The sequence below is a fragment of the Pseudomonas sp. Snoq117.2 genome (assembly GCF_900110545.1).
GTDB lineage: Bacteria > Pseudomonadota > Gammaproteobacteria > Pseudomonadales > Pseudomonadaceae > Chryseomonas > Chryseomonas benzopyrenica.
This window is the reverse complement of sequence record NZ_FOED01000005.1, coordinates 164741-191287: the sequence shown is the minus strand read 5'-3', so window position 1 is coordinate 191287 and position 26547 is coordinate 164741. Positions and strand designations below refer to the sequence as shown.

At 65.7% G+C, this 26547-nt stretch carries 22 protein-coding genes and 1 pseudogene; 17 read left to right on the top strand and 6 right to left on the bottom strand.

Annotated features, from left to right (window positions below; genetic code table 11):
- The first annotated feature begins 16 nt into the window (after positions 1-16).
- The 6 genes and pseudogenes from BMZ43_RS14830 to BMZ43_RS14810 all read left to right on the top strand — a co-directional run bounded on the left by BMZ43_RS14830 (position 17) and on the right by BMZ43_RS14810 (position 5606).
- Positions 17-298 carry a peptidylprolyl isomerase gene (locus BMZ43_RS14830; RefSeq protein ID WP_064307472.1) on the top strand — a complete coding sequence of 94 codons (282 nt, stop codon included), beginning with the start codon at positions 17-19 and terminating at the stop codon, positions 296-298.
- 93 nt (positions 299-391) lie between these two features.
- Positions 392-814 (top strand): GFA family protein, encoded by a 423-nt coding sequence (locus BMZ43_RS14825; RefSeq protein WP_064307471.1) that lies wholly within the window; start codon positions 392-394, stop codon positions 812-814.
- Positions 815-1058: 244 nt separating this feature from the next.
- Positions 1059-2168, top strand: a pseudogene (locus BMZ43_RS27420) (FIST signal transduction protein); the annotation flags it as partial.
- A 3-nt stretch (positions 2169-2171) separates the two neighbouring features.
- Positions 2172-3092, top strand: coding sequence for a methyl-accepting chemotaxis protein (locus tag BMZ43_RS27415; protein WP_371913883.1), 921 nt, complete (start codon positions 2172-2174; stop codon positions 3090-3092).
- 595 nt (positions 3093-3687) lie between these two features.
- Entirely contained in the window at positions 3688-5283 is a 1596-nt protein-coding gene (locus tag BMZ43_RS14815; protein WP_093254636.1) for an isocitrate lyase, read from the top strand.
- Positions 5284-5309: 26 nt separating this feature from the next.
- The gene (locus BMZ43_RS14810) at positions 5310-5606 is read left to right on the top strand and encodes a hypothetical protein (RefSeq protein ID WP_093254634.1); all 297 of its coding nucleotides are present in this window, start codon (positions 5310-5312) and stop codon (positions 5604-5606) included.
- A gap of 154 nt (positions 5607-5760) precedes the next feature.
- Here BMZ43_RS14810 and prpD read toward each other — a convergent pair whose 3' ends face one another.
- From prpD to BMZ43_RS14790, 4 genes are all read right to left on the bottom strand, one after another.
- Positions 5761-7245 carry a 2-methylcitrate dehydratase gene (gene prpD, locus BMZ43_RS14805; RefSeq protein ID WP_093254632.1) on the bottom strand — a complete coding sequence of 495 codons (1485 nt, stop codon included), beginning with the start codon at positions 7243-7245 and terminating at the stop codon, positions 5761-5763.
- A gap of 113 nt (positions 7246-7358) precedes the next feature.
- On the bottom strand, positions 7359-8486 hold the full coding sequence (prpC, locus tag BMZ43_RS14800) for a bifunctional 2-methylcitrate synthase/citrate synthase (RefSeq protein WP_093254629.1): 1128 nt from the start codon (positions 8484-8486) through the stop codon (positions 7359-7361).
- Positions 8487-8541: 55 nt separating this feature from the next.
- A complete protein-coding gene (gene prpB / locus BMZ43_RS14795; RefSeq protein WP_093254626.1) occupies positions 8542-9429 on the bottom strand; it encodes a methylisocitrate lyase in 888 nt (295 codons plus the stop codon).
- A gap of 4 nt (positions 9430-9433) precedes the next feature.
- Positions 9434-10135 carry a GntR family transcriptional regulator gene (locus tag BMZ43_RS14790; protein WP_068383852.1) on the bottom strand — a complete coding sequence of 234 codons (702 nt, stop codon included), beginning with the start codon at positions 10133-10135 and terminating at the stop codon, positions 9434-9436.
- A gap of 154 nt (positions 10136-10289) precedes the next feature.
- Between BMZ43_RS14790 and pabB the strand changes: the two genes are divergently transcribed.
- Genes pabB through BMZ43_RS14775 form a run of 3 tightly spaced genes read left to right on the top strand, consistent with a single transcriptional unit; the run spans position 10290 to position 13642 of the window.
- Positions 10290-11633 carry an aminodeoxychorismate synthase component I gene (gene pabB / locus BMZ43_RS14785; RefSeq protein WP_093254621.1) on the top strand — a complete coding sequence of 448 codons (1344 nt, stop codon included), beginning with the start codon at positions 10290-10292 and terminating at the stop codon, positions 11631-11633.
- 48 nt (positions 11634-11681) lie between these two features.
- Complete coding sequence (locus BMZ43_RS14780) at positions 11682-12302, top strand: phosphoadenosine phosphosulfate reductase domain-containing protein (protein WP_093254618.1); 621 nt, start codon at positions 11682-11684, stop codon at positions 12300-12302.
- Between the two features lie 59 nt (positions 12303-12361).
- A complete protein-coding gene (locus tag BMZ43_RS14775) occupies positions 12362-13642 on the top strand; it encodes an MFS transporter (protein WP_093254614.1) in 1281 nt (426 codons plus the stop codon).
- Here the strand turns inward: BMZ43_RS14775 and BMZ43_RS14770 are convergent.
- Complete coding sequence (locus BMZ43_RS14770; protein WP_017641931.1) at positions 13615-14925, bottom strand: MFS transporter; 1311 nt, start codon at positions 14923-14925, stop codon at positions 13615-13617. The genes BMZ43_RS14775 and BMZ43_RS14770 overlap by 28 nt on opposite strands.
- A gap of 268 nt (positions 14926-15193) precedes the next feature.
- On the opposite strand from BMZ43_RS14770, the gene BMZ43_RS14765 reads away from it, so the two are divergent.
- The 8 genes from BMZ43_RS14765 to BMZ43_RS14730 all read left to right on the top strand — a co-directional run bounded on the left by BMZ43_RS14765 (position 15194) and on the right by BMZ43_RS14730 (position 24687).
- Positions 15194-15946, top strand: coding sequence for a FadR/GntR family transcriptional regulator (locus BMZ43_RS14765; RefSeq protein ID WP_017641930.1), 753 nt, complete (start codon positions 15194-15196; stop codon positions 15944-15946).
- 29 nt (positions 15947-15975) lie between these two features.
- On the top strand, positions 15976-16662 hold the full coding sequence (locus BMZ43_RS14760) for a FadR/GntR family transcriptional regulator (RefSeq protein WP_017641929.1): 687 nt from the start codon (positions 15976-15978) through the stop codon (positions 16660-16662).
- 80 nt (positions 16663-16742) lie between these two features.
- Entirely contained in the window at positions 16743-17612 is an 870-nt protein-coding gene (locus BMZ43_RS14755; protein ID WP_017641928.1) for an SMP-30/gluconolactonase/LRE family protein, read from the top strand.
- A 220-nt stretch (positions 17613-17832) separates the two neighbouring features.
- On the top strand, positions 17833-18837 hold the full coding sequence (locus BMZ43_RS14750) for a substrate-binding domain-containing protein (RefSeq protein ID WP_007160547.1): 1005 nt from the start codon (positions 17833-17835) through the stop codon (positions 18835-18837).
- A gap of 216 nt (positions 18838-19053) precedes the next feature.
- Complete coding sequence (gene araG / locus BMZ43_RS14745) at positions 19054-20580, top strand: L-arabinose ABC transporter ATP-binding protein AraG (protein ID WP_093254612.1); 1527 nt, start codon at positions 19054-19056, stop codon at positions 20578-20580.
- 44 nt (positions 20581-20624) lie between these two features.
- Positions 20625-21593, top strand: a complete 969-nt coding sequence (gene araH, locus BMZ43_RS14740; RefSeq protein ID WP_093254607.1) for an L-arabinose ABC transporter permease AraH — start codon at positions 20625-20627, stop codon at positions 21591-21593.
- An 82-nt stretch (positions 21594-21675) separates the two neighbouring features.
- A complete protein-coding gene (locus tag BMZ43_RS14735; protein WP_064307460.1) occupies positions 21676-23415 on the top strand; it encodes an IlvD/Edd family dehydratase in 1740 nt (579 codons plus the stop codon).
- A 123-nt stretch (positions 23416-23538) separates the two neighbouring features.
- Positions 23539-24687, top strand: a complete 1149-nt coding sequence (locus BMZ43_RS14730; RefSeq protein WP_093254599.1) for an aldose epimerase family protein — start codon at positions 23539-23541, stop codon at positions 24685-24687.
- Between the two features lie 227 nt (positions 24688-24914).
- On the opposite strand, the gene BMZ43_RS14725 is transcribed toward BMZ43_RS14730, so the two are convergent.
- Positions 24915-26492, bottom strand: a complete 1578-nt coding sequence (locus BMZ43_RS14725; RefSeq protein ID WP_017641924.1) for an aldehyde dehydrogenase (NADP(+)) — start codon at positions 26490-26492, stop codon at positions 24915-24917.
- Positions 26493-26547 lie beyond the last annotated feature (55 nt).

Below are 26547 nucleotides of genomic sequence, written 5' to 3'. Positions count from 1 at the left end.
AACAGGAGTCTCTCCCATGGCCAAAGCCTCTGCCCGCCACATCCTGGTTTCCAGCGAAGACAAGTGCAACGAACTCAAAGCCGCCATCGAAGGAGGCGCCGACTTCGCCCAGGTGGCCAAGGACAACTCCAGCTGCCCCTCCAGCCGTCAGGGCGGCGACCTGGGCACCTTCCGCCCGGGCCAGATGGTCAAGGAATTCGACACCGTGGTGTTCAGCGCCCCGCTGCACCAGGTCCAGGGTCCGGTAAAGACCCAGTTCGGCTATCACCTGGTGGAAGTCACCAGCCGCGAGGATTGATCGCGCCGGTGCTCCCGCTCGCGGCGGGGGCACCTCCCTTCCCTGCGCCCAACCGGCTATCCTGCAGACTTCCTGCCTCCCGAGGATAGCGCCATGTCCCTTCCCCTCGAACGTCACGGCCAGTGCCTGTGCGGCGCCGTCCAGCTGGATTGCCGTCTCGACAACGCCCACGTATCCGCCTGCCATTGCCGGACCTGTCGTCGCTGGAGCGGTGGCCCGCTGCTGGCGGTGGAATGCACCCAGCCTCCCGTGATCGGCGGTAGCGACGCCCTGATGGTGCATGCCTCGTCCGACTGGGCGGAGCGTGGCTTTTGTAGCCACTGTGGCACCCATCTGTTCTATCGCCTCAAGGCCGAGCCGCACTACGCCATTCCGGTAGGCCTGCTCGAGGGCGAGGACTGGGTGCTGGACAGCGAGATCTTCATCGAGGAACAGCCAGCCTGGTACTGCTTCGGGCACTCGCGTCGTCGGCTGACCGGCGCCGAGGCCTTCGCCGAGCACGGCGAACAGGACTAGTCCAGCCGCGCTCCGTTCTCCGCGTCCGTCATGACCGCCGGTCGCCTGGGTCAGACTGTCCTCAAGGCGTCCGCCGCGATCCTTATCGCGCCAAGGCTCGTGCCAGAGCCTCGGCCTCCTTTCGCCCTCTGATGCCGTTGCCCGCTTGCCTGCGGCCTGGGCGCACACCCCTATCAAGCCGCCGCCAACGGCGCCGATGCCTGGGTGAGCTCCCTTTCCCAGCCTGCCCACAAGAGGAACAATCATGGGGTTTCTGCAACGCTTCGGCGCGCGCGCCCGCCTGGGCGGTAGTGGCGTGTTCAGCCTGACCTGCTCCGCCCGCGAACTAGGCGACCGCCTTGGCGGCGTCGCCCTCCAGCCCACCTTCATCACCGGCTTCGTCTCGCCGCACCTGGACCTGGACGTCATCGCCCGGCAACTGGTGGCCCGCTTTCCCGAAGCCTCCATCAGCCTGTGTACCACCTCCGGCGAACTCTGCGGCAGCGAACAGCGCCTGTACTGCGCCGCCGATGGCGCCTGGGACCGGCTGGTGCTGCAATTCTTCGACGCCTCGGTGATCGCCTCGGCCGAGGTGGTGCACGTGCCGCTCGACAGCGAGGACATCCGCCGTGGCGGACCGCGGCGCAGCATGAAGGAACGCCTCGCCCGCCTGACCGAGTCGCTCAAGCGCCTGCAGGTGCGCACGCCCATCGATCACCGCGATACCCTGGCCTTCGTGCTGTTCGATGGCCTGTCCGCCTCGGAATCCTTTTTCATGGAGGCGCTGTACGAGTCCGGCCGCTTCCCCTGCCTGTTCGTCGGCGGCTCCGCCGGCGGCAAGGGCGATTTCCGCCAGACGCTGCTGCACGATGGCCGCAAAGCCTATGAAAATCATGCCCAGCTGGTCTTTCTGAAGATGGCCAGGAACACCCGCTTCGGGGTGTTCAAGAGCCAGAATTTCAGCGCCACGCCGCTCAGCCTCAGTGTCCTCACCGCCTCCCTGGAAGAACGCTACATCAGCCAGGTGGTCGACAGCCGCGGCCAGATCAAGAGCATGGTGGCCGCCCTCTGCGAGGCCCTGAGTTGCCGCGCGGACCAGCTGGAACAGCGCCTGGCGGACTACTCCTTCGCCATCCGCGTCGGCGAGGAGCTGTTCGTCCGCTCCATCGCCCGCATCGACTACGAGCGCGAACGCATCCACCTGTTCTGCGACGTGGCCCCTGGCGAAGAACTGGTGATGGTCAAGCGCACCTCCCTGGTGGACACCACCCGCCAGGATTTCGCCCGCTTCCTGCAGGGCAAGAGCGGTACCCCGCTGGTGGGGGTGCTCAACGACTGCATCCTGCGCCGCGCCAACAACGACGCCGAGCTGCCCCGCATGGGCGAGGTGTTCGGCCAGACGCCGGTGGTGGGCTTTTCCACCTTTGGCGAGATCCTTGGCCTCAATCTCAACCAGACCCTCACCGCGGTGTTCTTTTTCCGCACCCCGGAGGGCGCGCCCTTCCGCGACGACTATGTCGACAACTTCGCCGCCCACTACGGCGAATTCAAGGCCTTCTTCCTACGGCGACAGATCAAGAAGCTGGCGGGCCTGAGCCAGGTGGTGGTCAACCAGATCGACGAATTCAAGCGGCAGAACTTCACCGGCATCGTGGATGCCCAGGGCCTCGACGACTCCATCCAGGCAGTGTTCGGCGGCCTCGCCGATCTGGGCCAGGTCCTGCGCCAGGCGCACCAGAGTCGCCAGGAGATCGGTGAGCAGCTGCGGCACTACTCCGGCGAACTGCACAGCAGCATGGACGATCTGGCCGGCAACATCCTGCAGCAGGGCGAAGTCACCCGCCAGGCCGACGGCACCGTGCAGAACCTCACCGACCAGGCCGAGGAGGTGGTGCGCAGCGCCAACGAGCTGAGCCAGTCGAGCCTGCGCATCCAGTCCATCGTCCAGGTGATCCAGCAGATCGCCGGCCAGACCAACCTGCTGGCGCTCAACGCGGCCATCGAGGCGGCGCGCGCCGGCGAAAGCGGTCGGGGCTTCGCGGTGGTGGCCGACGAGGTACGCAACCTCGCGGCCATCACCCACAAGAACGCCGCCGAGATCGGGGCCGACATCGACCAGCTGTCCCGCGCCATCAGCGAGGTCGGCGCCCATATCGCCGGCCAGGCCAAGGACGTGGGCTCGCTGCAGGATCTGCTCGCCGCCCTGCGCGAGTCCGGCCGCCTCACCGCCCAAACCTCCCACCGCACCAAGGATATCGCCGACACCCTGACCGGCCTCACCGCCGCCACGGCACCTTGAGCCCAAGGGACTTACCGTTCGTCGGTACTGACCGGTAAGTCCCGCCGCCTTTGCCTGCCTCTGCCTCTCGCCAGAGGCAGATACCGGAACCCCTCGAATCACCTTCCGAGTGACCGCAAGGTCACGGCCAGTGCCGTGGCTTGCGGTCCTGTTTTGCTCAATCCGGCGACCAATGGGTCAGCAATAGACGCCCCAAACCCGCTCCTGGCCGCCTCTACGACTCTTGTAGTGCTTATACGAAAGCACTACAAAACACGGTTGACGACGTGCCTATCTCCTGCAAATCTCTAGCTGCACCGGACGCGAACCCCCTATCCATGCGGGTCGCGCCTGGGCTCCGGGTGACCCTCGGGCCGTCTTGCGTAGTGATGCTCAAGAGGCACTACAAGAGAAGACGACTGAAATGCCGCGCTGCTCGAGGCAGCGTCGCCAGAGGTGACGTCCGGATCCATGCAGGTACGTACGGCGACATGACTCGACAGCTGGGCTGACCTTTCGCCTTCGCGACTGGCATCCGGGTGGCAACCGCCACCCCGCTGCCAGACGTTGAGAAAAGACTGGTACCCAAGCCAACCTCATCGAGAAGGATCGACTCATGTCCGCTTACGAGAACGACGTTCAGGCCATCGCCGCCCTCAAGACCACTGCCGGCAAACACTGGAGCGCCATCAATCCGGAATATGCCGCGCGGATGCGTCTGCAGAATCGCTTCAAGACCGGTCTCGACATCGCCCGCCACTGCGCGGCCATCATGCGCCGGGACATGGCCGCCTACGACGCCGACAGCAGCGCCTACACCCAGTCGCTGGGGTGCTGGCACGGCTTCATCGGGCAGCAGAAGCTGATCGCCATCAAGAAGCACCTGGGCAGCACCCAGGGTCGTTACCTCTACCTGTCCGGCTGGATGATCGCCGCGCTGCGCTCGGAATTCGGCCCGCTGCCCGATCAGTCCATGCACGAGAAGACCAGCGTCCCGGCGCTGATCGAAGAGCTCTACACCTTCCTGCGCCAGGCCGATGCCCGCGAGCTGGCCATGCTGTTCCGCGAGCTGGATGCCGCCCGCGGTGCCGACGAGAACGCCAAGGCCGCCGCCATCCAGGCCAAGATCGACAACTACGAGACCCACGTGGTACCGATCATCGCCGACATCGACGCCGGCTTTGGCAACGCCGAGGCCACCTACCTGCTGGCCAAGAAGATGATCGAAGCCGGTGCCTGCTGCATCCAGCTGGAAAACCAGGTCTCCGACGAGAAGCAGTGCGGCCACCAGGACGGCAAGGTCACGGTGCCCCACGAGGACTTCCTAGCCAAGATCAACGCGGTGCGCTACGCCTTCCTCGAACTGGGCGTGGACGAGGGCGTCATCGTCGCCCGCACCGACTCCCTGGGCGCCGGCCTGACCAAGCAGATCGCCGTGAGCAAGCAGCCGGGCGACCTGGGCGACCAGTACAACGGCTTCCTCGACTGCGACGAGGTGGACGCCAGCCAACTGGGCAACGGCGACGTCCTCATCAGCCGTGGCGGCAAGCTGCTGCGGCCCAAGCGCCTGGCCAGTGGCCTGTTCCAGTTCCGCGCCGGCAGCGGCGTGGACCGGGTGGTGCTGGATTGCATCACCTCGCTGCAGAACGGTGCCGACCTGCTGTGGATCGAGACCGAGAAGCCCCACGTCGGCCAGATCAAGGCCATGGTCGATCGCATCCGCGAGGTCGTGCCCAACGCCAAGCTGGTCTACAACAACAGCCCGTCGTTCAACTGGACGCTGAGCTTCCGCCAGCAGGTGTTCGACGCCCTGCAGGCCGAGGGCAAGGACGTGTCCGCCTACGACCGCGCCAAGCTGATGAGCGTGGACTACGACGACACCGAGCTGGGTCGCCTGGCCGATGCCCGCATCCAGAGCTTCCAGCGCGACGCTGCGCGGGAAGCGGGCATCTTCCACCACCTGATCACCCTGCCCACCTACCACACCGCGGCCCTGTCCACCGACAACCTGGCCAAGGGCTACTTCGCCGAGGAGGGCATGCTGGCGTACGTCAAGGGCGTGCAGCGCCAGGAGATCCGCCAGGGCATCGCCTGCGTCAAGCACCAGAACATGGCCGGCTCGGACATGGGCGACGATCACAAGGAATACTTTGCCGGCGAGGCCGCGCTCAAGGCGGCGGGCAAGGACAACACCATGAACCAGTTCCATTGATCACGGCCACTGTGGAGGACACGCTCATGAACCTGAACGACAACCCCAGCCTGGACGATCTCAAGCAACTCTTCGCCGGGCTCAAGGACAAGAACCACAACCATATCCTCTGGGTCTGCGAGAGCGGCGCGGTGCATGTCGACCGCCTGCCTGGCGGTGAGACGCCCGAGCAGTTCGAGCAGCGCCATCCCAGCCTGCGCATCCGCTTCAAGACCTACAACAGAGGCGGCGGCTACGTCGGCAAGTCGGCGGCGGCCGACGACAACTTCATCAGGAGCGTCCACGCTGCCCTTCAGGAACACTGGCGCCTGGCCGGTCGGTAGCAACGCCCGGCCTATGTAGACCGTTACTACTAAAAGAAAAGGGCGCGACGGGTAGTTGACCACCCGCCACGCCCTGCCCCACCCATGAGGCGACTCGCCTGATCCTGCATGGCCCTGCATGGCCCTGCAGGCTCGGTCGAGTCGCCTCCTCTATTCAAAGAACGAACAGATCCACGAAGCGGTGCACGGGGGTGGCTTCCAGCCCTGCCTGGTCCTTGCACAGGTCGAAGATCTGGGCGCAGCGACCGGCCGGGAAGCGCGTCGCCAGGTTGTTCTGGAATTTGCGCTCCAGCAGCGGAATGCCCTCTTCACGGCGACGGCGATGACCTACCGGGTACTCGATGGCGATCTTCTCGGTGCTGCTGCCATCGGTGAAGAACACCTGCAGGGCGTTGGCGATGGAACGCTTGTCGGCTTCCAGGTATTCGCGGCTGTAGCGCTCGTCCTCGACGATCTCCATCTTCTCGCGCAACTGGTCGATGCGCGGATGGGCCTGGTGGAAGGCATCCTCGTAGTGTTCGGCGACCAGATCGCCAAACAGCAGCGGCACGGCGATCATGTACTGCAGGCAGTGGTCACGGTCGGCGGCGTTGGCCATGGGGCCCTGCTTGGAGATGATGCGGATGGCCGATTCGTGGGTGGTCACCACGATCTTCTCGATCTGGTCCACCCGGTCGCAGACCTGGGGATGCAGGATCACCGCGGCCTCGGCGGCGGTCTGGGCGTGGAACTCCGCCGGGAAGCTGATCTTGAACAGCACGTGCTCCATCACGTAGCTGCCGAAGCCCTGGGGGAAGCGGAACTGGCGCTGGTCGACGGGCTTGGTGGCCAGGTCCTTGTTGGTGTGGCTGAACAGCACGTCGTAGAAGCCCCACTGGGGCGCGCTGAGTACGCCAGGGATGCCCATCTCGCCACGCAGGGCGATGTCGGCCAGGCGCACACCGCGACTGGAGGCGTCGCCGGCGGCCCAGGACTTGCGGCTGCCGGCATTGGGCGCATGGCGATAGGTGCGCAGCGCCTGGCCATCGACGAACGCATGGGACAGGGCTGACAGCAGTTGCTCGCGATTGGCGCCCATCAGCTTGGCGCTGACCGCGGTGGACGCCAGCTTGACCAGGAAGACATGGTCCAGGCCGACGCGGTTGAAGGAGTTCTCCAGGGCGAACACCCCCTGGATCTCGTGGGCCATGATCATGGCCTCCAGCACCTGGCGCATGGTCAGGGGTGCTTCGCCCTGGGCGACGCGGCGCTGGGAGAGGTGGTCGGCCACCGCCAAGATGGCGCCGAGGTTGTCGGAAGGATGGCCCCATTCGGCCGCCAGCCAGGTGTCGTTGTAGTCCAGCCAGCGAATGATACAGCCGATGTCCCAGGCCGCCTTGACCGGATCCAGGCGATAGCTGGTGCCGGGCACCCGCGCGCCCTGGGGTACCACGGTGCCTTCCACCTGGGGGCCGAGCAGCTTGGTGCACTCGGGGAAGCGCAGGGACAGCAGGCCGCAGCCCAGAGTGTCCATCAGGCAGTTGCGGGCAGTGTCCAGGGCTTCCCGGGATTCCACCTGGTAGTTCAGCACGTAGTCGGCCAGGTCCTGGATGACCTGGTCGTAGTCGGGCCGGTTGTTGAGATCGACGTTGGCGCTCATGGGGTTTTGGTTCCTTACATCGTGGTCATGGCGGTCCGCCGATGCGGCCGCTCCTACAAGTTTGGTCATGGCTCGCTCCCGCAGGAGCGGCCCATGGCCGCGATCAGAGATGTTCAGCGATTGGCGATGGGCGTGAAGGCCCGCTGCTCGACACCGATGTAGTCCGCGCTGGGGCGGATGATGCGGTTGTCGGCGCGCTGCTCGAAGACATGGGCACACCAGCCGGCCGTGCGCGAACAGACGAAGATCGGGGTGAACAGCGGCGTCGGGATGCCGAGGAAGTGGTAGGCCGAGGCGTGATAGAAGTCGGCGTTGGGAAACAGCCCCTTCTCTTCCTTCATGGTGCGGTCGACGGCCTCCGAGACCGGGAACAGCACCCTGTCGCCCACCTCTGCCGCCAGCTGCCGGGCATAGTCCTTGATCACTTCGTTGCGCGGATCGCTGTCGCGGTAGATGGCGTGGCCGAAGCCCATCACCTTCTCCTTGCGTTCGAGCATCTGCTTGAGGCCAGTGACCGCTTCCTCGGGCGAGGCGAAGCGCTCGATCAGCGCCATGGCTGCCTCGTTGGCCCCACCGTGCAGCGGCCCGCGCAGGGAGCCGATGGCACCGGTGACGCAGGAATAGAGGTCGGACAGCGTCGAGGCGCAGACCCGGGCGGTAAAGGTGGAAGCGTTGAATTCGTGCTCGGCATAGAGGATCAGCGAGACGTTCATCACCCGGGCATGCAGGTCGCTGGGTGCCTTGCCGTGCAACAGGGTGAGGAAGTGGCTGGCGATGTCCGGGGCGTCACTGATGCAGTCGATACGGGTGCCGCTCTGGCTGAAGTGATGCCAGTAGAGCAGGATCGCCGGGAAGGCGCCGAGCAGGCGGTCGGCGACCTGCTGCTGGTCGGAGAAGCTGTGCTCCGGCTCCAGGGTACCCAGCAGCGAGGCACCGGTGCGCATCACATCCATGGGGTGGGCACTGGCGGGAATGCGCTCCAGGCCTTCCTTGAGCGGCTGCGGCAGGTCGCGCAGAGCAGCCAGGCGCTGGCGATAGGCGTCCAGTTGCGCCTGGGTGGGCAGCTCGCCATAGAGCAACAGGTGAGCCACCTCCTCGAAGTCGGCCCCAGCAGCCAACTCACGGATGTCATAGCCCCGGTAGGTGAGTCCGGCGCCGGTCTTGCCGACGGTGCATAGCGCGGTGCGGCCGGCGACCTGGCCACGCAGGCCGGCGCCGCCGAGGGTTTTGCTGTCTGCCATCGTCTCGCTCCTCTTGGAGTTGTTGTGCGAAAAAGCGGGCGTTCAGGGTGGAGCGTCAGGATTTGCCTTGCTGGAACAGGCGATCCAGCTGGTCCTCATATCGGTGATAGTCGATGCGGTCGTAGAGTTCGGCGCGGGTCTGCATGGTGTCGACCACCGCCTGCTGGCTGCCGTCGCGGCGGATCGCGGTGTAGACGTTTTCGGCAGCGCGATTGGCGGCCCGGAACGCCGACAGTGGATAGAGCACCAGACTGACGTCGGCGCTGGCCAGCTCCTCGGTGGTGAACAGCGGCGTGGCGCCAAATTCGGTGATGTTGGCGAGGATCGGCACCTTCACCGCCTGGGCGAACTGGCGGTACATGGGCAGCTCGGTGATGGCCTCGGGAAAGATCATGTCGGCGCCGGCCTCGACGCAGGCGCAAGCGCGGTCGATGGTGGCCTGCAGGCCTTCCACGGCCAGGGCATCGGTGCGTGCCATGATGACGAAGTCCGGGTCGGTGCGGGCATCCACCGCCGCCTTGATGCGATCGACCATCTCCTGCTGGCTGACGATTTCCTTGCCGGGTCGATGACCGCAGCGCTTGGCGCCCACCTGATCCTCGATATGCATGGCCGCCGCGCCCGCCTTGATCAAGGCGCGGGTGGTGCGGGCGACGTTGAAGGCCGAGGCACCAAAGCCGGTATCGACGTCCACCAGCAGCGGCAGGTCGCAGACATCGGTGATGCGACGCACGTCGATCAGCACATCTTCCAGGCCGCTGATGCCCAGGTCCGGCAACCCCAGGGAGCCGGCCGCGACCCCGCCGCCGGAGAGGTAGACGGCCTGGAAGCCGGCGCGCTTGGCCAGCAGCGCATGATTGGCGTTGAGGGTGCCGACCACCTGCAGCGGGCGTTCGGCGGCGACGGCGGCGCGGAATTTCTGGCCGGGACTGACGGCAGGCATGGCGTTACCTCGACTGATCGGTGACTAGGGGATGGTGCTGCAGGTTGCGCTTGGAGGCGGCGATGTGGCGGCGCATCAGCAGTTCGGCCAGTTCGCCATCGCCTTCGGCCAGGGCATCGAGGATGCGATGGTGCTCGGCGAAGGCCTGGCGCGGCCGATTGGGGGTGGCGGAGACCTTGAGCCGGTACATGCGCACCAGGTGATAGAGCTCGCCGCAGAGCAGCCGCACCAGCATGCCGTTGCCGCTGGCCTGGATGATGCGGTAGTGGAAGTCGTGGTCGCCTTCCTGCAGGTAGTAACCGGTGCCGGCCTGGAACGCCGGATCGCGCTCGTGGGTATCCAGCAGCTGGCGCAATTCGTCGATGCCCTGGGGCGTGAGGCGTTCGGCCGCCAGGCGGCAGGCCATGCCTTCGAGGGATTCGCGGATCTCGTAGAGCTCGACCAGCTCAGCCAGACTCAGGGCGGCGACCCGCGCGCCGGCATGGGGCACCCGCACCACCAGGCGCTGGCCTTCCAGCCGGTGGATGGCCTCGCGCAGCGGCCCGCGGCTGATGCCGTAGGTGCGCGCCAACTCGGGCTCGGAAATCTTGCTGCCCGGCGCCACGTCGCCACGGACGATGGCCTCGCGGATCCGGCGGAAGACCTGCTCGGAGAGGGTCCCACTGTCGGTCTCGGGCGCTTCGACCTGGAGGGGGCTATCGATCATTGTCGACACCTTTTGTGTTTATGGGTCAGATAACTACGCCTGAACGCCATTACAGTCAATCTTTGTCGACAATCCAGCTGTGACACCCTGTATCTCGCTCTCGCCCCAGGCGGTTCGCTACACTAGCGCGCCGCCCACCCCAGCCGACCTCGCCATGCCCCTCTGCCAGTTGCATCCCCTGCCCTACCACGCCGATCCCACGGTGCGGTTCGCCCTGTTGCAGGGCGAGCCCGGCGCGGTGCTGCTGGACTCCGGGCGGCCGGTAGCCGAGCGCGGTCGCTACGACCTGATGGCGGCCTGGCCGCGCGAAGTGCTGCAACCCGACTTCGGCGAGTCGGGGCGAGCCTTTTTCGCCCGGACACGCACCGCCCTGGCCAGCCTGGGCCAAGCGGACCTGCCGGAGGGCGTGGACCTGCCCTTCGCCGGTGGCCTGCTGGGTTATCTCGGCTATGACTTCGGTCGCCGCCTGGAGCGCCTACCGGACGGCGCCCGCGCTGACCTGCAGCTGCCCGATGCCCGCCTGGGCCTCTATGCCTGGGCGCTGATCAGCGATCATCAGGCGCGGACCAGCCAACTGGCCTTTCATCCCAGGCTGGACGAGACGGAAAGGCAACGCCTGATCGCGCTGTTCGCTGCCGATGCACGCCACGAGGCCGACGGCTTCCGCCTGACCGCGCCCTTCGCCGCCGACATCGACCGCGCCACCTATCGCCAGCGCATCGAGGCCATCCAGGCCTATATCGCCGCGGGCGACTGCTACCAGGTCAACTTCGCCCAGCGCTTCCGCGCGCCCTTCCAGGGTTCGCCCTGGCGCGCCTACCGGGCCCTGCGTGCGGCCTGCCCGACGCCCTTCTCCGGCTACCTGGCACTGGACAGGGGCGCCCTGCTCAGCCATTCGCCCGAGCGCTTCCTCCGAGTGAGTCGCGGCCAGGTGGAGACCCGGCCGATCAAGGGCACCCGGCCGCGCCAGGCAGATGCTGAGGCTGACGCCGCCGAAGCCCGCGCCCTGCTGGCCAGCCCCAAGGATCGCGCCGAGAACCTGATGATCGTCGACCTGCTGCGCAACGACCTCGGCCGCAGCTGTCGGACCGGCTCGGTACGGGTGCCCGAGCTGTTCGCCCTGGAGAGCTATCCCAACGTCCATCACCTGGTCAGCGCCGTCACCGGCGAACTGGCCACGGGCCTCGACGCCCTGGACCTCTTGGCTGGCAGTTTCCCTGGCGGCTCCATCACCGGCGCACCGAAGATCCGCGCCATGCAGATCATCGACGAGCTGGAAGAGACCCGCCGCGGCCCCTACTGCGGTTCGCTGCTCTATCTGGACGTGCGCGGCGAAAGCGACAGCTCCATCCTGATTCGCAGCCTGCTGGCCGAAGACGGGGTGCTCAGCTGCTGGGGCGGCGGCGGCATCGTCATGGACTCCCACTGGGAAGACGAATACGCCGAATCCCTAGCCAAGGTGCGGGTGCTGCTGGAGACGCTGGAAGCCCACAGCTGATCCGGCTTTGCTACCATGGGGGCATCCTCTTGCCGGCTGGAGCCCGCCATGTCTCTCGATCTCGCCCGCCTCAACGCCGACCTTGGCCGCGATCCCGAAAAGCTCGTCGCCTGGGCCCTGGGCCTGGGTAAGAGCGCCATCGTCACCACCAACTTCCGCCCCTTCGAGGCGGTGATCCTGCATATGGTCAGCCAGGTCAAGCCGGACATCCCGGTGGTCTGGATGGACAGCGGCTACAACACCCCCGCCACCTACCGTTGCGCCGACGAGATCGTGCGCAAGCTGAACCTCAACCTGGTGACCTACCTGCCCAAGCGCTCCCGCGCCCACCGCGAGGCCATCGACGGCCCGGTGCCGGGGCTGGACGATCCGCGCCACGCCGCCTTCACCGAAGAGGTCAAGCTGGAGCCCTTCGCCCGCGCCCTGCGCGAGACGGCGCCCGAGGTCTGGTTCACCGCCCTGCGCGCCACCGACACCGCGGTGCGTGCCCAGATGGATCCGGTCAGCGTCAACCCGGACGGCCTGATCAAGGTGGCGCCGCTGCTGCACTGGACCTCCAAGGACCTCTACCAGTACCTCACCGCCCACGACCTGCCCAACGAATTCGACTACTTCGACCCCACCAAGGGTGACGAAAACCGCGAGTGCGGCCTGCACCTCGCCCACTGAGTCGATGCCTCCCGCGCGCCCCCTCCCGGGCGCGCCCTGCTCCTGCTGAAACCTCGCCCATGACCGCTTCCCGCCCTATCCACTCCCGCAAGGGCGTCTTTGCCGTGGTGCTCGGCAACGCCGTGGAGTTCTTCGACTTCGGCGTCTACGCCACCTTCGCCGTGCTGATCGGCCAGGTGTTCTTTCCTTCTGACAATCCCTTCGCCAGCCTGATGGCCAGCGTCATCACCTTTGGCGTAGGCTTCGTCGTCCGCCCGCTGGGCGCCATTCTCATCGGCGCCTGGGCCGACCGCGTCGGGCGCAAGCCGGCGATGCTGCTGACCATGGTGCTGATGGCCCTGGGCACCGGTGGCATCGCCGTGCTGCCAGGCTACGAGCAGATCGGTATCGCCGCGCCCATCCTGCTGGTGCTGACGCGCCTGTTGCAGGGCCTGGCCTGGGGTGGCGAAGCCGGCCCGGCCACCACCTACATCCTGGAAGCGGCGCCGCTGCACAAGAGAGGCACCTACGCCTGCTGGCAGGTAGTGGCCCAGGGGCTGGCCGCGGTGGCGGCCGGGCTGATCGGCTATGGCCTGACGCTCTGGCTGACGCCGGAGCAACTGCTGGCCTGGGGCTGGCGCCTGCCCTTCCTGCTGGGCCTGGCGATCCTGCCCATCGGTCTCTATATCCGGCGCGGCCTGGTGGATACCCATGTAGGGGAAACACGAGGTACCGGGGCGGTGCTCGGCGAGGTACTGGCCACGCAGCGGCGACCGCTGCTGCTGGGCCTGCTGATCCTCTCCGGCAGCACCATCACCCAGTACTTCCTCAACTACATGACCACCTTCGCCCTGGTGGAACTGAAGCTGCCGGCCGGGATCGCCATGCTCGCCACCCTGGTGATGGGCGCGGCCATGGCGGTGTGCTCGATCCTGGGCGGCGTGCTCAGTGATCGCTATGGCCGGCGCATCGTGTTGATCCTGCCGCGATTACTACTGCTGGTGCTGCTCTATCCGGCCCTGGAACTCATCACCCAGGCGCCTGGCTCCGGCACCTTCCTGTTGACCCTGGCGGTGCTCTCCGGCCTGCACGGCATGAGCGGCGCGGCGCTGATCGTGCTGCTCGTGGAAAGCTTTCCCCAACAGGTGCGGGCCACCGGTTTCTCCCTGGTGTACGCGGTAGGCGTGGCGGCCTTCGGCGGCACGGCCCAGATCGTGGTGACCTGGTTGATCGGCGCCACGGGGGATCGCATGGCGCCGGCCGCCTATCTGCTGGTGGCCAATCTGGTCTGTCTCGGCGCCGCCTGGTTCGCCGCCGAGACCTGCCCGGGGCGTCAGCCGGCGGAGCGCTCCGCGGCATAACCCTCTTCCCGACGGTTCTTGCGCTCCAGGCGGGTATAGACGATGCCGGTCAGCAGCAGGCCGAATACCAGCACCGCGGCCAGCAGATAGAGCCCCGAAGCCAGGGTACCGGTCGCGGCCTTGAGCGCGCCGATGCCATAGGGGCCGAGATAGCCGCCGAGGTTGCCCACCGAATTGATCAAGGCGATACCGGCGGCGGCGCTGGCGCCGGCGAAGAAGCGACCCGGCAGGGTCCAGAACAGCGCGGTGAGGGAAAACAGACAGAAGGCCACCACCGACAGCGCCGCCAGCTGCAGCACCGCGGTACCGAACCAGGCACTGCCGGCCATGGCCAGGGCGCCCACGGCATAGAGCACCGCCAGGTGCCCATAGCGATCGCCCAGACGATCGGAACTGCGCGGCACGATGAGCAGGCCGAGGATGCCGAAAGCATAGGGGATGGCGGAGATGAAGCCGGTGGTGAGATCGCTGCCACCGAACTGGTGGATCAGCGTCGGCAGCCACAATCCGAGACCGTAGATGCTCAGGGTCACCGGCAGGTAATACAGCGCTAGCAGCAGTACCCGACGATCCTTGAGCGCATGCAGGGGATTGCCATGGCGGGTCTGGTCGAAGAGGTGCAGGTCCTTTTCCAGCTCCGTGGCCAGCCAACGCTTTTCCTCGGCGTCCAGCCAGGTGACCTGCTGCGGGCCGTCCGGCAGCCGGGTCAGGGTCGGCCAGGCCAGCAGCACCGCCGGGGCGCCGATGCAGAGGAACAGCCACTGCCAACCGTGCAGACCAAGGGCGCCATCCAGCTGCAACAGCATGCCCGACAGCGGTCCCGTCACCAGCATGGCGATGGGCTGGGAGAGGATGAACAGCCCCATGATCTTGCCGCGGTGGCGCACCGGGAACCACTGGGTGAGGTAGTAGAGCACCCCGGGAAAGAAGCCGGCCTCGGCGACCCCTAGCAAGAAGCGCATGACATAGAAACTGTTGGGCCCCTGGACGAAGGCCATGCCCATGGTGATGGCACCCCAGGTGATCAGGATGCGGGCGAACCAACGACGCGCACCGAAGCGTTCCAGCAGGAGGTTGCTGGGCACCTCGAAGAGGAAGTAACCGATGAAGAACAGGCCGGCACCGAGGCCATAGGCGGCATCGCCGATGCCGACGTCGGCGCCCATGTGCAGCTTGGCGAAGCCCACGGCAGAGCGGTCGATGTAGGCGACCAGATAGAGCAATACGAGAAAGGGGATCAGCTTACGCGTGATCCGGCGGATGAGGACGGATTCGGGGTGCATGGCGTTCTCCGACTTGTTGTTGTTGTGCGGTTGAAGCGCAGATTGCTCAAAATTCTAACGTACTATCATTGAATCGTTAAACACCCAATTTAGGCCATTAATCGACTCTTAAGGTAATTTTGATAATACTAAAATATTGTTACGAAGTAGGAAATCTTACCTCTTGATTTCCGCTGATCCCCGTTACAGAGCCGCTTGGCCCGCGATAACATCGGTTATCGCGCTGATGGTGTTATAGTGATGGCACGACGACTTCGGATGCCTTTCGATGAATTACAAGACACCGCTGCCGCGCAAAAGCAGACACGCTCGCATCGTCCACGAACTCGGTACTCAGATCGTGTCTGGCCAGTTTTTGCCAGAACAACGCCTGCCTCCCGAGTCGCAACTGTGCGAAGACTACGAGGTGAGCCGGCCCGTCCTGCGGGAAGCCACCAGAGTGCTGGTCGCCAAGGGCTTGGTCAGATCCAAGCCCAAGGTCGGAACCGTTGTGAAGCCACGCAACGAGTGGCATCTGCTCGACCCCGACGTCCTGCATTGGCTGTTGCAGAGTGATTCCCGGCACTCCTTTTTTGAAACCCTGGTCAAGGTGCGTAACATCATCGAGCCGGAGGTCGCTGCCATGGCGGCGGCCAATGCCCAGCCCGAAGACCTGACGGCGATCGAAGAAGCCTATGAGCGCATGGAGCAGGCCGAGGATCTGACCGCCATGGCCGAGCCGGACATGGCCTTTCATCTGTCCATCGCCAATGCCACGCACAACGAGTTGCTCATTCACCTCTACAGCATCATGCTGATCCCGGTACGGGATTACCTGGAACGCTCTGCGGCGCTGTTCAAGGATGAAAGCCTCGGTCTGCTGGTACCGCGACACAAGGCCATCCTGACCGCCATTCAGCATCGCGATCCGATCTGCGCCCGCCATGCCGCCATCGCGCAGCTGGCCGGGGTCGATGACCTGGTCACCGAGACCTTCCGGACGGATCCCTTGTCTGCCAAGGAAGTTTCGTATGATCATTAAGGGCAATAACCCACTCGCGGTATGCCCTCATGTCCAGCAGCTACCACGCTTCCACCGTCGAACAGCTCGGCCAGCGTCTGGCGGCCGGGCAATTCCCACCCGGTAGCTCGCTCAAGGTAGAGGCGGACCTCTGCCAGGAACTCGGCGTCAGCCGTACCATCCTGCGCGAGGCGATCAAGACCCTGGCGGCCAAAGGCATGCTGGAAGTCGGCCCCAAGGTCGGTACCCGGGTCCTGCCGCTCAGCCGCTGGAACCTGTTCGACACCCAGGTGGTGGGCTGGCTGGCCACGGGCGGCCTGCCCGCGCATTTCGTCAAGGACCTGCTGGACCTGCGCCACGCCATCGAGCCGGCCGCAGTGCGCTGGGCCTGCGAAAGAGCCACCCCCGAGCAGGTCCAGGCGATCCAGGTCGCCTACCAACATCTGGAAGCTTCCCTCGACGGCGGCGACTACAACACCGCCGACCAGCGCTTCCACGAATGCGTCCTGGCGGCCAGTCACAATCAGTTCATCGAGCAGATGGTGCCCGCCCTGGGCGCGCTGCTGGCGGCCTCCTTCACCCTGTCGTCGGCCGATCCCGACGAATTGCGGCGTACCCTCCCCCTGCACAAGACCCTTGCCGATGGCATCGCCTCCCGCGATGCCGCGCGTGCCGTCTGGGCCTGCATGATGCTGATCGACAGCGCAGCGGTGACCCTCGCCCGCTATACCGACTGACGTCCCGGTCGGCAACCTCGGCGTCTCTCCAGGTTCCTATGCTTGGATTTTCCGTCCTGCCACAACAAGAGAGGTGAACGATGGATTGGCAGCCGCTGCTTCCCCAGCGCTTCAAACTGGCCGAGGGCCCCTTCTGGGACCAGGAGACCCAGGCGCTCTACTGGGTGGACATCGCCGGCTTCAAGGCCTGCCGCCTGCGCGGCGAGCACTACCAGGAATGGCAATTGGATAGGCCCTGCTCCGCCTTCGTGCCTACAATCCGTGGCGACGCCCTGGTGACCTTGCCGGATGGCGTCTTCCGCCTGGATCTCGATTCCCCGCCAGAGCGTCCCGCCCTGGAGCTGTTCTGCGTCGCCGATCCCGATCCAGGCAATCGCGGCAATGAAGCGCGCTGCGATGCCCAGGGCCGGCTCTGGCTCGGCACCATGCAAAACAATCTCGATGCCCAGGGTGGCGATGTGGCCATTGATCGCCATTCGGGCGGGCTGTTCCGCATCGACCCTGATGGCAGCGTCAGTCGTCACGCCAGCGATCTCGGCATCGCCAACACCCTGGTGTGGAGCGCAGCCGACAACCACGTCATCAGCGCCGATACCCTGAAGGACACCCTCTATCGCTATCCACTGGATGCCAGCGGCAACCTGGGCGAACCCACCGTTTGGGCCGGTCCCCACGAGCGCGGCTCGCCGGATGGCTCGGCCATCGACAGCGAAGGCTGTGTGTGGAACGCGCGCTGGGACGGCAACTGCCTGCTGCGTTTCTCGCCCGAGGGCGAGTTGCTGGAGATCGTCGAGCTGCCGGTCCAGCGCCCCACCAGTTGCGTCTTCGGTGGACCGGATCTGCGCACCCTCTACGTTACCAGCGCCGCCGCCGATGGCGCCCTCGACGGCGCCCTGCTCACGGCGACCGCGCCGGTAGCCGGTATGCCCTGCCACCGTTTCGCCGGCTGATTCATCCTACCGACCCTGGCGCCCTCTGCGGCGCCTTTCAGCGCCAGACCCTATGTAACAGCCTGGTGACAGAGGTGACGAAAAATCCCGTCACCTTTTCCTTGCGCCCGCATTCATCCAATCATACTATCAATAAAGAGCGGCGTCGTCTGACCTCCACGACGGCAGCCCGCCGCCTTGCATTGCCTGGCCACACCAATAAAAACAAGGAGTTCCAGCTATGTTCCGTGTTCCGGGAGTTCGTTCTCTGCTGCGTGCCGCCCTCGCCGCCGGTGCCGTCAGCCTGTCTCTCTCCGCCTTCGCCGCCGATCCGGTCAAGATCGGCTTCCTGGTCAAGCAACCCGAGGAACCCTGGTTCCAGACCGAGTGGGCCTTCGCCGAGAAAGCCGCCAAGGACAAGGGCTTCACCCTGCTCAAGATCGCCGTGCCGGATGGCGAGAAGACCCTCGCCGCCATCGACAGCCTGGCTGCCAACGGCGCCAAGGGCTTCGTGATCTGCCCGCCCGACGTCTCCCTCGGCCCGGCCATCGTGGCCAAGGCCAAGCTCAACGACCTCAAGGTGATGGCGGTGGACGACCGCTTCGTCGACGCCAAGGGCAAGTTCATGGAAGACGTGCCCTACCTGGGCATGGCCGCCTTCGAGGTCGGTCAGCAGCAGGGCGCGGCCATGGCCGCCGAAGCCGAGAAGCGTGGCTGGAAGTGGGATGACACCTATGCGGTGATCAACACCTACAACGAGCTGGATACCGGCAAGAAGCGCACCGACGGTTCGGTGGAAGCCCTGAAGAAGGCCGGCCTGCCCGCCGACCACATCATCTTCGCCCCGCAGAAGACCCTCGACGTGCCTGGCAGCATGGACTCCACCACCTCGGCCCTGGTCAAGCTGCCCTCGGGCGCCAAGCACCTGATCATCGGCGGTATGAACGACAACACCGTGCTGGGCGGCGTCCGTGCCACCGAAAGCGCCGGCTTCAAGGCCGAGCAGGTGATCGGCATCGGCATCAACGGCACCGACGCCATCGGCGAACTGAAGAAACCCAACAGCGGCTTCTTCGGCTCCATGCTGCCCAGCCCCCACGAAGAGGGCTACCAGACCGCCAGCATGATGTACGAGTGGGTGACTACCGGTAAGGAGCCGCCCAAGTACACCGCGATGGACAAGGTCACCCTCATCACCCGCGCCAATTTCCAGCAAGAGCTGGAAAAGATCGGCCTCTGGAAGTGATGACCCCGGCGGCGCCGGTCCTGGCGCCGCCCCCTTTCATATTGGAGCCTTTATTACGATTTAGCGAGCTAGCGACAAACAAGGCGAAAAGGCTTTAGGAAACGCAGTTTACGATTAGTAAATGAGCATTCCGACGGGGCTGGCCCTCCAGAGGCTTTTCAACACAGTTTGGCCGACGCGCAGCAGATCGTAAAAAGGTTGTGACAGGAGTGCCTCATGGCAGCCTTGGAACACACCACCGCCCAGAGCGCCGACAGCCTCGGCTTCGTTGGCATCGGCAAGACCTTTCCCGGCGTCAAGGCGCTCGCCGACATCTCCTTCAGCGTGCGTCCCGGCTCGGTGCACGCCCTCATGGGCGAGAACGGCGCCGGCAAGTCGACCCTGCTGAAGATCCTCAGCGGCTACCACGCTCCCACCACCGGTCACCTCAACATCGACGGCCAGGAGCTGGTGTTCAAGAGCACCGCCGAAGCCATCCGCGCCGGCGTCGCGGTGATCCAGCAGGAACTGCAGCTGGTGCCGGAGATGACCGTCGCCGAGAACCTCTTTCTCGGTCACCTGCCGGCGCGCTACGGCATCGTCAATCGTGGCCACCTGCGCCGCCAGGCCTTGGACCTGCTCAAGGGCCTGGCCGAAGAGATCGACCCCAATACCAAGGTCGGGCGCCTGTCGCTCGGTCAGCGTCAGCTGGTGGAGATCGCCAAGGCGCTCTCCCGCGGCGCCCGCGTCATCGCCTTCGACGAACCCACCAGCTCGCTGTCCGCCCGCGAGACCGATCGGCTGATGACCATCATCGCCCGGCTGCGCGACGAAGGCCGGGTGGTGCTCTATGTCTCCCACCGCATGGAAGAGGTCTTCCGCATCTGCGACGCGGTGACGGTGTTCAAGGACGGTCGCCACGTGCGCACCATCGAGCGCTTGGCCGACATCACCCCCGACCAGCTCATCACCCTGATGGTCGGCCGGGATCTCGCCGACATCTACGACTACCGGCCGCGCGAGATCGGCGGCGGCTGCCTCAGGGTCGAGGGCCTGCTCGGCCAGGGCCTGCAGCAGCCGGTGGGCTTCGAGGTCTGCCAGGGCGAGATCCTCGGCCTGTTCGGCCTGGTCGGCGCCGGCCGCACCGAGCTGCTGCGCCTGCTGGCGGGCCTGGAAAAGCACAAGGCTGGCAGCCTGAGCCTCAAGGGCGCCCCGGTCAGCCTCAGGTCCCCACGCGACGCCATCGCCGCCGGCATCCTGCTGTGCCCGGAAGATCGCAAGAAGGAAGGCATCGTGCCCCTGGCCAGTGTGGCCGAGAACATCAACATCAGCGCCCGCGCCCATCACGCCAGCCTCGGCTGCCTGATCCAGGGCCGCTGGGAAAAGGCCAACGCCGAAAAGCAGATTCGCGCGCTCAACGTGAAGACGCCCCATGCCGGGCAGAAGATCAAGAATCTCTCCGGCGGCAACCAGCAGAAGGCCATTCTCGGTCGCTGGCTGTCGATGCCCATGCAGGTGCTGCTGCTCGACGAACCCACCCGCGGCATCGACGTGGGTGCCAAGTCGGAGATCTACGCCATCATCCACGACCTCGCCGCCCGCGGCATCGCCGTGGTGGTGGTCTCCAGCGACCTGATGGAAGTCATGGGCGTGGCCGATCGCATCCTGGTGATGAGCGAAGGCGCCATCACCGGCGAGGTGGCGCGCGCCGAGTTCAACGACGAGCGGCTGCTGCAGCTCGCCCTGCCCCGTACCCGCGCCTGAGGGCGCGCCTTGCTGGTCGAGATAACAATAAAGAGGTCCTATTCATGTCCGCCCAACCCCACAGCCTGACCCCGCCGCGCCGCAGCTTCGACATGCGTCGCTTCCTCGACGACTGGGCCATGATGCTGGCCGCGCTGGTCATCTTCGCCCTCTGCGCGCTGTTCGTGCAGAACTTCCTCTCGCCGCTAAACATGCGTGGCCTGGGCCTGGCGATCTCCACCGTGGGCATCGCTGCCTGCACCATGCTGTTCTGCCTGGCCTCCGGCCACTTCGACCTCTCGGTAGGCTCGGTGATCGCCTGTGCCGGCGTGGTTGCGGCGGTGGTGATGCGCGACTTCGACAGCGTCTTCCTCGGCGTCGCCGCCGCCCTGGCCATGGGCCTGGTGGTGGGGCTGATCAACGGCCTGGTGATCGCCAAGCTCAAGATCAACGCCTTGATCACGACCTTGGCGACCATGCAGATCGTGCGCGGCCTGGGCTACATCTTCTCCGACGGCAAGGCCGTGGGCGTCTCCCAGGAGCAGTTCTTCGTGTTCGGCAACGGCCAGCTGTTCGGCTTGCCAGTGCCCATCGTCATCACCCTGCTGTGCATCCTGTTCTTTGGCTGGCTGCTCAACTACACCACCTTCGGTCGCAACACCATGGCCATCGGTGGTAACGAGGAAGCCGCGCTGCTGGCCGGCGTCCACGTCGACCGCACCAAGATCATCATCTTCGCCATGCATGGAGTGATCGGCGCCCTGGCCGGCGTGGTCCTGGCCTCGCGCATGACCTCCGGCCAGCCGATGATCGGCCAGGGCTTCGAACTCACGGTGATCTCCGCCTGCGTGCTGGGCGGGGTCTCCCTGGCCGGCGGCATCGGCATGATCCGCCACGTGATCGCCGGCGTGCTGATCCTGGCGATCATCGAGAACGCCATGAACCTGAAGAACATCGACACCTTCTACCAGTACGTCATCCGCGGAACCATCCTGCTGCTGGCGGTGGTGATCGACCGCTTCAAGCAGCGCTAAACCCAGACTCTGCCCTCCCCCGCGGCGCCACGGGCGCCGTGCCGGGGACCGCTTTGCCCGTGAAATGCCCGAGGACAAGACAATGACCACGCCCAAACGCCCGCTCCGCTCCGCCCAGTGGTTCGGCAGCAACGACAAGAACGGCTTCATGTACCGCAGCTGGATGAAGAATCAGGGCATCCCGGACCATGAATTCCAGGGCAAGCCCGTCATCGGCATCTGCAACACCTGGTCCGAACTGACCCCCTGCAACGCCCACTTCCGCAAGATCGCCGAACACGTCAAGCGCGGCATCTACGAAGCCGGCGGCTTTCCGGTGGAATTCCCGGTGTTCTCCAATGGCGAATCCAACCTCAGACCCACCGCCATGCTGACCCGCAACCTGGCCAGCATGGACGTGGAAGAAGCCATCCGCGGCAATCCGGTGGACGCGGTGGTGCTGCTCACCGGCTGCGACAAGACCACGCCAGCGCTGCTGATGGGCGCCGCCAGCTGTGACGTGCCGGCCATCGTCGTCACCGGTGGCCCCATGCTCAACGGCAAGCACCACGGTCGCGACATCGGCGCTGGCACCATCGTCTGGCAGATGCACGAGGCCTACAAGGCGGGCGCCATCGACCTCAACGAATTCCTCTCCGCCGAAGCCGGGATGTCACGCTCGGCCGGCACCTGCAACACCATGGGCACCGCCTCCACCATGGCCTGCATGGCCGAAGCCCTGGGCACCTCGCTGCCGCACAACGCCGCCATCCCGGCGGTGGATTCGCGTCGCTACGTACTGGCGCACCTGTCCGGCATGCGCATCGTCGAGATGGTGGAAGAAGACCTGCGGCTATCGAAGATCCTCACCAAGGAAGCCTTCGAGAACGCCATTCGCGTCAACGCCGCCATCGGCGGTTCCACCAACGCGGTGATCCATCTCAAGGCCATCGCCGGCCGCATCGGCGTGGACCTGGAGCTGGACGACTGGACCCGGGTCGGCCGCGGCACCCCCACCATCGTCGATCTGCAGCCCTCCGGCCGCTTCCTGATGGAGGAGTTCTACTATGCCGGCGGCCTGCCGGCAGTGATCCGCCGCATGGGCGAAGCCAAGCTGCTGCCCCACCCCGAGGCCCTGACCGCCAACGGCAAGAGCCTCTGGGCCAACTGCGCCGAGGCGCCCATCTACGGCAACGACGAGGTCATCCGCGCCCTGGACAACCCGCTACGCGCCGACGGCGGCATCTGCGTGCTGCGCGGCAACCTGGCACCCAAGGGCGCGGTGCTCAAGCCCTCGGCCGCGACCCCGGCGCTCATGCAGCATCGCGGTCGCGCCGTGGTGTTCGAGAACCTGGAAGACTACAAGGCGCGCATCGTCGACCCGGACCTGGATATCGACGAGACCTGCGTGATGGTGCTGAAGAACTGCGGACCCAAAGGGTATCCGGGCATGGCCGAGGTGGGCAACATGGGGCTGCCAGCCAAGCTCCTGGCCAAGGGCATCACCGACATGGTGCGCATCTCCGACGCCCGCATGAGCGGCACCGCCTACGGCACCGTGGTCCTGCACGTGGCGCCCGAGGCCTCGGCCGGCGGTCCGCTGGCGGTGGTGCGCGAAGGCGACATGATCGAGCTGGACTGCGCTTCCGGCCGCCTGCACCTGGACATTCCCGACGAAGAACTGGCTGCGCGCCTGGCCGACTGGCAACCGCCGGCGGATCAGCTGCTGGCCGGCGGCTACCGGCGCCTCTACGTCAACCATGTGCTGCAGGCCGACGAAGGCTGCGACTTCGACTTCCTGGTCGGCTGCCGCGGTTCCGAAGTGCCACGCCACTCCCATTGACCGGCTCTACCCCCTCTCCCACCGGGAGAGGGTCGGGGTGAGGGGCTGGCGCAGCCTCTCTTTCCGGAACTCGGGGCCCTCTGCCCCACTCTTGCACAACAACAAACCGAAAAGGTGGTCGAGATGAAACGCACGTTAGCCCTCACCGGACTTGGACTGTCACTCATGATCAGCACCCTTACCGCCCAGGCGGCCGGCCTCACCAGCCAGCAGTCGAGCTTCGGCAAGCTGCCCGATGGCACTCCCATCGAGAAGTTCGTCCTGACCAACAGCCACGGCATGCAGGCCACGGTCATCACCTACGGTGGCGTGCTGCAGGCGCTTAAGGTGCCCGACCGCAAGGGCCATGGCGAAGACGTGGTCCTGGGCTTCGATGACGTCCAGGGCTATCTCGACAACCCCAACGTATTCTTTGGCGCCACCATCGGCCGCTTCGGCAACCGCATCGCCGAGGGCCGCTTCAGCCTCGATGGCAAGAGCTACCAGATCCCCCAGAACGACAAGACCAACGCCCTGCACGGCGGCCCCCAAGGCTTCAACACCAAGGTGTGGAAGGCCGAGCCGGCCAAGGGCGACGGCTGGGTCGGCGTGACCCTGAGCTATGTCTCCCCCGATGGTGAGATGGGCTTTCCCGGCACCCTGACCACCCAGGTGACCTACCAGCTGGACGAGCACAACCAGCTAACCCTCAAGTACCGCGCCACCACCGACAAGCCGACGGTACTCAACCTGACCAACCACAGCTACTTCAACCTGGCGGGCGCTGGCAGTGGCACCGTGCTCACGCAGGTGGCGATGCTCAATGCCGACAAATACACGCCAGTGACCGCCAAGCTGATCCCCACCGGCGAATTGCCACCGGTGGCCGGCACGCCCATGGACTTCCGCAAGCCGACCGCCATCGGCAAGCACATCGCCGACGACAACCAGCAGCTGAAGTACGCCGAACCCAAGCAGGGTGGCTATGACTTCAACTGGGTGCTCAACACCGCTGGCGATCTGCAGAAAGCCGCTGCCGTGGTGACCGACCCGGGCTCCGGCCGCACCCTGACCCTCTACACCACCGAACCAGGCGTGCAGTTCTATACCGGCAACTTCCTGGAGGGGAACATCAAGGGCAAGGCCGGCAAGACCTATGGCCACTGGGGTGCCTTCACCCTGGAAACCCAGCACTACCCGGATGCCCCCAACCAGCCCAACTTCCCCACCACCCGCCTGGATCCCGGCCAGACCTACACCCAGACGACCATCTTCAAGTTCGCCAGCAAGTAAGGCTGCTCCTGATGCAAGAAAGGCCGCTCTCAGGAGCGGCCTTTTCTGTTGGGCTCGTGCCGGGCGCTTCCCTCACCCCAACCCTCTCCCAGAGGGAGAGAGGGTTGCTCCGACGCGGCCCGTAGCCTGGTGCCTGGTAGCGTGGAAAGCAGCGAGCCTTTTCCACCACCCAATAAAAAACCCGGCGTCTCGCGACACCGGGTCTTCTTTCACTCAAGACAGCGCGATCAGATCGCGGCCTTGGTGTTCTCGCCGTTCACCAGGCGCTGGATACCCAGCGGGTTGGCGTTCTGCAGGGCTTCCGGCAGGAAAGCATCCGGGTAGTTCTGGTAGCACACCGGGCGCAGGAAGCGATCGATGGCCAGAGTGCCGACCGAAGTGCCGCGGGCATCGGAGGTCGCCGGATAGGGACCGCCATGGACCATGGCATCGCAGACTTCCACGCCGGTGGGATAGCCGTTGAGCAGCAGGCGACCGGCTTTCTGCTCCAGCAGGCCGATGATGGCCTCGAAGCGCTGCAGATCGGCCGGTTCGGCCAGCAGGGTGGCGGTCAGCTGACCGTGCAGGCCTTGCAGCGCCTGCTGCAGCTGGGCTTCATCAGCCACCTCGACCACCACGGTGGTGGGGCCGAAGACTTCTTCCTGCAGCAGCTCGTCGCTTTCCAGCAGCAGACTCACGTCAGCCTTGAACAGCTGCGGACGCGCTTGGTTGCCTTCCTGGTTGGCACCGGCCAGGTGTTGTACACCCGAATGAGCCAGCAGCGCCGCGACGCCCTTCTCGTAGCTCTTCAGGGTGCCCGGATTGAGCATGGTCTGGGGTGCCTGCTCGTTCATGGCACCGGCCAGGCGTTCCAGGAAGCTGCTGAATTCTGGCGAACGCACGCCGATGACCAGGCCAGGATTGGTGCAGAACTGGCCACAGCCCAGCACCACGGAGGCCGCGAGTTCACCGCTGATGGCGTCGGCACGGGCCTTGAGCGCCTCGGGCAGCACGACTACCGGGTTGATGCTGGACATCTCGGCGAAGACCGGGATGGGTTGCGGACGAGCCGCGGCCATGTCGCACAGGGCACGACCACCACGCAGGGAGCCAGTGAAGCCCACGGCCTGGATGGCCGGATGCTTGACCAGTTGCTCGCCCACGCCACCGCCGTAGATCATGTTGAACACGCCCTTGGGCATGCCGGTCTTCTCGGCGGCGCGGATCACCGCGTCGGCCACGTATTCGGCGGTGACCATATGGCCACTGTGGGCCTTGAACACCACCGGGCAACCGGCGGCCAGGGCCGCGGCGGTATCGCCACCGGCGGTGGAAAAGGCCAGCGGGAAGTTGCTGGCGCCAAAGACGGCTACCGGACCCAGGCCGATGCGGTACTGACGCAGGTCGGGACGCGGCAGCGGCTTGCGATCGGGCAGCGCGGTGTCGATACGGGCACCGTGGAAGTCACCGCGGCGCAGCACCTTGGCGAACAGGCGCATCTGGCCGCTGGTACGGCCACGCTCGCCCTGAATACGGCCAGCCGGCAGCGCGGTTTCCTGGCAAACCAGCTGGACGAAATCATCGCCTAGGGCATCCAGTTCGTCGGCGATGGCATCAAGGAAGGCCGCGCGCTTCTCGGCGCTCAGCTTGCGGTACAGGGGCGCGGCCTGCTCGGCGGCACGGGCGGCGGCATCGACTTCGGCCGCGGACGCCTGGAAGAATTCGTAGGGCAGTTTCTCGCCGGTCGTGGCGTCGATGCTATAGACCCGCACCTCGCCCTCGCCGCTGCGAGCGCCACCGATGTAGTTCTTGCCTTGGATCTGCATTGTTCTCGACTCCTTATACCTAGGGGTTCAGGGAAGACCACCCGCCTCGGGGCGG

Excerpts from the sequence above, each read along its gene's own strand:
- BMZ43_RS14830 (WP_064307472.1), top strand. The coding sequence starts at position 17 with ATGGCCAAAGCCTCTGCCCGCCACATCCTGGTTTCCAGCGAAGACAAG.
- BMZ43_RS14825 (WP_064307471.1), top strand. The coding sequence starts at position 392 with ATGTCCCTTCCCCTCGAACGTCACGGCCAGTGCCTGTGCGGCGCCGTC.
- BMZ43_RS27415 (WP_371913883.1), top strand. The coding sequence starts at position 2,172 with ATGGGCGAGGTGTTCGGCCAGACGCCGGTGGTGGGCTTTTCCACCTTT.
- BMZ43_RS14815 (WP_093254636.1), top strand. The coding sequence starts at position 3,688 with ATGTCCGCTTACGAGAACGACGTTCAGGCCATCGCCGCCCTCAAGACC.
- BMZ43_RS14810 (WP_093254634.1), top strand. The coding sequence starts at position 5,310 with ATGAACCTGAACGACAACCCCAGCCTGGACGATCTCAAGCAACTCTTC.
- prpD (WP_093254632.1), bottom strand. The coding sequence starts at position 7,245 with ATGAGCGCCAACGTCGATCTCAACAACCGGCCCGACTACGACCAGGTC.
- prpC (WP_093254629.1), bottom strand. The coding sequence starts at position 8,486 with ATGGCAGACAGCAAAACCCTCGGCGGCGCCGGCCTGCGTGGCCAGGTC.
- prpB (WP_093254626.1), bottom strand. The coding sequence starts at position 9,429 with ATGCCTGCCGTCAGTCCCGGCCAGAAATTCCGCGCCGCCGTCGCCGCC.
- BMZ43_RS14790 (WP_068383852.1), bottom strand. The coding sequence starts at position 10,135 with ATGATCGATAGCCCCCTCCAGGTCGAAGCGCCCGAGACCGACAGTGGG.
- pabB (WP_093254621.1), top strand. The coding sequence starts at position 10,290 with ATGCCCCTCTGCCAGTTGCATCCCCTGCCCTACCACGCCGATCCCACG.
- BMZ43_RS14780 (WP_093254618.1), top strand. The coding sequence starts at position 11,682 with ATGTCTCTCGATCTCGCCCGCCTCAACGCCGACCTTGGCCGCGATCCC.
- BMZ43_RS14775 (WP_093254614.1), top strand. The coding sequence starts at position 12,362 with ATGACCGCTTCCCGCCCTATCCACTCCCGCAAGGGCGTCTTTGCCGTG.
- BMZ43_RS14770 (WP_017641931.1), bottom strand. The coding sequence starts at position 14,925 with ATGCACCCCGAATCCGTCCTCATCCGCCGGATCACGCGTAAGCTGATC.
- BMZ43_RS14765 (WP_017641930.1), top strand. The coding sequence starts at position 15,194 with ATGAATTACAAGACACCGCTGCCGCGCAAAAGCAGACACGCTCGCATC.
- BMZ43_RS14760 (WP_017641929.1), top strand. The coding sequence starts at position 15,976 with ATGTCCAGCAGCTACCACGCTTCCACCGTCGAACAGCTCGGCCAGCGT.
- BMZ43_RS14755 (WP_017641928.1), top strand. The coding sequence starts at position 16,743 with ATGGATTGGCAGCCGCTGCTTCCCCAGCGCTTCAAACTGGCCGAGGGC.
- BMZ43_RS14750 (WP_007160547.1), top strand. The coding sequence starts at position 17,833 with ATGTTCCGTGTTCCGGGAGTTCGTTCTCTGCTGCGTGCCGCCCTCGCC.
- araG (WP_093254612.1), top strand. The coding sequence starts at position 19,054 with ATGGCAGCCTTGGAACACACCACCGCCCAGAGCGCCGACAGCCTCGGC.
- araH (WP_093254607.1), top strand. The coding sequence starts at position 20,625 with ATGTCCGCCCAACCCCACAGCCTGACCCCGCCGCGCCGCAGCTTCGAC.
- BMZ43_RS14735 (WP_064307460.1), top strand. The coding sequence starts at position 21,676 with ATGACCACGCCCAAACGCCCGCTCCGCTCCGCCCAGTGGTTCGGCAGC.
- BMZ43_RS14730 (WP_093254599.1), top strand. The coding sequence starts at position 23,539 with ATGAAACGCACGTTAGCCCTCACCGGACTTGGACTGTCACTCATGATC.
- BMZ43_RS14725 (WP_017641924.1), bottom strand. The coding sequence starts at position 26,492 with ATGCAGATCCAAGGCAAGAACTACATCGGTGGCGCTCGCAGCGGCGAG.